The sequence below is a fragment of the Massilioclostridium coli genome, assembly GCF_900095865.1.
Taxonomy (GTDB): Bacteria; Bacillota; Clostridia; order Oscillospirales; family Ruminococcaceae; genus Massilioclostridium; species Massilioclostridium facile.
Window position 1 is genome coordinate 1 of record NZ_FMIZ01000001.1, and the last position, 3,303, is coordinate 3,303.

A 3,303-nucleotide genomic window follows, 5' to 3' on the forward strand; every position below is an offset into this window, starting at 1 on the left:
GCCGTCACGAAGGAAGAAAAGTAGAGCAATCTACTTTTCTTTCATATATTCCTCAATAGCTCAGTCGGTAGAGCATGCGGCTGTTAACCGCAGGGTCGTTGGTTCGAGTCCAACTTGGGGAGCCAATTATGCCAGAAACGAACCGCTACAGGATAGTTATTTATCCTTGGGGGTTCGTTTCTGCGTTTTATTTTAAATAATTAGACAGCCACCTAAAAAACAGAAAGGATGTTCCTCACGGCAAATAGTTTAGCGCATACAAAATGGATATGCAAGTACCATATATTATTTTTTCGGAAAATATAGCCCTTGAAAATACCTTATTTTCTGGGATTTGTTTGATTTTATCTATTCCAAAAAGTTGTACGAAAGCTCACTGTTAGTAACACATTAGTAACAAAACATTTGTCATTATTGCTAAATATCAGTTGATACATTTGTGTATGTTGAGTATTTACATTATTGTAAAATTATAGTATAATACACTTGTCAGACGGGAAACCGTCTGTGGATTGAAATTCTTATATTGTGTTTACTGTCAAAAATGTCAGGGGGCAATGCTCCCTGTGGATTGAAATTCTTAAATTACTTTTAAAGGCATTGTCAGAGGGTAATATCCTCTGTGGATTGAAATATTGTATTGTAATTTGACAGCAAACAGTAAACAGCCACCGCAACGGTGGCTGTTTTTTTATGCAAAAAAATAAAAATAAAAAAACTTTAGCAAATAGCTTGACAAGTTTAGCTTATAGTGATACAATATAGACATAGAAAAAAACAAAATACAACGACGGAGGAAATACAATGAGAATGATTATTAAACCAGACGTTAAAAAACTCGCACAAGATATGTTGGAAGAATTGCTGGCGGCAACGACCAATATCGAAAATAATGGTTACAGCCTTGTAACCTTAGATTTAAGTGGATGTGATTTGAGCCGCTTAGATTTTGAAAAGGTATTGGACAAATATCGCACAAAACCATATATTATTTTTGACTTCGCAAACCTGTCATACTGTAATTTTGGCCGCTATAGTCTCCCTGCTGCTGGCAAGAAGGTTACAGGTGCCAATTTTACCGGTGCGGCACTAAATTTGATAGGATGCGATATGTCTTTTGTTGACTGCGACTTTAGAGGTTGTCAGTTAACCGTCCAATCAATCGGCGCTTCTGTAGGGGAACCGACAAAATTCATTGGCTGTAATTTCGATAGCACGGACTTATCTCACCAATTAGGGTGCTCTGGAGGGGCAATTGAAGCTACATTTGTTAGTTGCGATATGAATGATGTGAAATTTACTAACCAGACTATCTGCTCTGTTTTTGAGAACTGTGAGTTGCGTAATGCGGATTTTAGCAGTACTTGTTTATGCGGTAGCACTTTTGTCCGGTGCGATTGTAATGGGTGTAATTTTGAGGATAGTCAAACCAATATCGACGAGGGCCAATTGGTTTTCGCGGAAGAGCAAACAGAAGTAAAATTTATTGAAACAGATTTGAGCGACTGTAATTTGTAAAATCAACAAAAGGAGGATATGAACGATGGAATTTAATTACAACAAACTCCGTTATTATATAACGGAGAGAATTGGAACACAAAAAGAGCTGGCGGAAATGTTAGGATATTCTAATTCCTATTTTTCACAAAAAATGTCAGGTAATAGAGTGTTTACCCAAACCGACATCGTAAAGATTCGTCAGGCTTTACATTTGACCAGTGAGGAGCTGGACGAATGTTTCTTTACGATAAAAAAAGATGAAAAACTTTAGCTAAAAGCTTGACAAGTTTAGCTTATAGTGATATAATGTAATTGTAGGAAGGAGGTGAACAAATGATTGAGCTAATAATAACAATGGCCAATCTGTCCACAGCTGTTATCTCACTAATAACAGCAATCGTAATAAGCAGATCGGCCAAAAAATAATCATTTCGGGGGAGCAATCCCCCGCCCTATAAGGGCAATTATATTATAGCTCAATCTTGGCAATTATGCAAGTAATTGTATTAATAATTAGTTCGATTGCATTAATAGTTAGCTTGACAGCACTAGCAATCAATATCAACACCTTGAATAAAGTGTTGATAAAAAGAAACAAAAAATAATGGAGTAATCAGCAAAGGAGCGGAAAAAATGGAATTAAACAAATTGTTGAATAAAAACTTAGAAGTTTATGGATTTGAAAGTTTTAAAGGGCTGCAAAAATTGAGCAACTCTAAGGGAGAAAAGGCTATTTTGTCTACCTTGTCCCCTGCCATTATGCTGGGGATGGGAATTAATGAATACTATGCCCCAGTATTGCCACGGGGTACGGTATTCTCGAAAACTCAGCAGATTATTGACGCTGATTTGGTTGTTAATCTGGTACATGTTGAATATGCACCAGAAATCAATAAAAATGACAGCGTGGTGATTGCGTCACGACATCAGGGTACAGTGGATATTTTGTCCACTATGTACCCCAATCATATCATTCTGGATACTGTCACTATTGGCGATATCCAGGGCAAGAAAGTAGTCGGCACGTTACCACCGGCGTTAATCCAATACGCCGCTGCGTATGTGGCGGTAACCATCAAGGGATTCGACTACACCAAAGATGGAGATTTGGCAGGGTCGGAACTCAAAAATAGGCTTGAGGTTAGCAAGCCTATAAAAACAACAATCAAATAGAAGGGCTATGGTATCCCTAAACCTAGACGCTATTTCAGAAAGGGGGTGTAAGCATGGGTTACATAATAGGCTGCGTATTGGCGGGCATCCTAACCATATTAACCATATTGATTAATATACTGGATGCAAAAAGCCGTAACTCTTTCACGGGTTACCACATCATATTGATAATTTGCAGCATATTATTCTTCGTCATCAATCTGTGGATGACGATAAGAATATCATTATAACAACAAAAACCCGGTAGGAAATCAATCCTACCGGGTTTCGTTATTAAAGGAGAGGACCACAGAGTGCCCCTCTAAGCGTAGTCCGAAAACATACGCCGCATTTCGACTTTATTTAATTTTGATTTTTTGCCCAACATAGATTTTATCTGGATTGGAAATGCCGTTGATACTAGCTAAATGCTGATAGCTTGTCCCGTATTTTGCAGCGATGCCGGAAAGAGTATCACCAGATTGTACCGTGTATGTAACAGATTGAGGAGCAGAACCACCTGCAATGCTCCCACGTCCTCTGATATCGCCGTCGTTGCACCATCCTAAATTACCGTTATTCAGTAAGTATGGATTGCGTGCGCCTTCTACAATACGGGTAATCGTGCCTGTTTTCCACTCGGACGGAATT

At 38.4% G+C, this 3,303-nt stretch carries 4 protein-coding genes and 1 tRNA gene; 4 read left to right on the plus strand and 1 reads right to left on the minus strand.

The window, feature by feature from the left end; all coding sequences use genetic code 11:
• Window positions 1-49 precede the first annotated feature (49 nt).
• The 4 genes from BQ2683_RS00005 (at window position 50) to BQ2683_RS00020 (ending at window position 2,673) form a co-directional block, all read left to right on the plus strand.
• Window positions 50-125, plus strand: a tRNA-Asn gene (locus tag BQ2683_RS00005).
• Between the two features lie 679 nt (window positions 126-804).
• Window positions 805-1,518: a pentapeptide repeat-containing protein gene (locus tag BQ2683_RS00010; protein ID WP_069986647.1), complete on the plus strand. Its 714-nt coding sequence runs from the start codon at window positions 805-807 to the stop codon at window positions 1,516-1,518.
• A gap of 25 nt (window positions 1,519-1,543) precedes the next feature.
• Window positions 1,544-1,771, plus strand: coding sequence for a helix-turn-helix domain-containing protein (locus BQ2683_RS00015; protein ID WP_069986649.1), 228 nt, complete (start codon window positions 1,544-1,546; stop codon window positions 1,769-1,771).
• A gap of 362 nt (window positions 1,772-2,133) precedes the next feature.
• On the plus strand, window positions 2,134-2,673 hold the full coding sequence (locus BQ2683_RS00020; RefSeq protein ID WP_069986651.1) for a hypothetical protein: 540 nt from the start codon (window positions 2,134-2,136) through the stop codon (window positions 2,671-2,673).
• Between the two features lie 338 nt (window positions 2,674-3,011).
• On the opposite strand, the gene BQ2683_RS13765 is transcribed toward BQ2683_RS00020, so the two are convergent.
• On the minus strand, window positions 3,012-3,303 hold a 292-nt coding region (locus BQ2683_RS13765), incomplete at its 5' end, for a LysM peptidoglycan-binding domain-containing protein (RefSeq protein WP_141720157.1).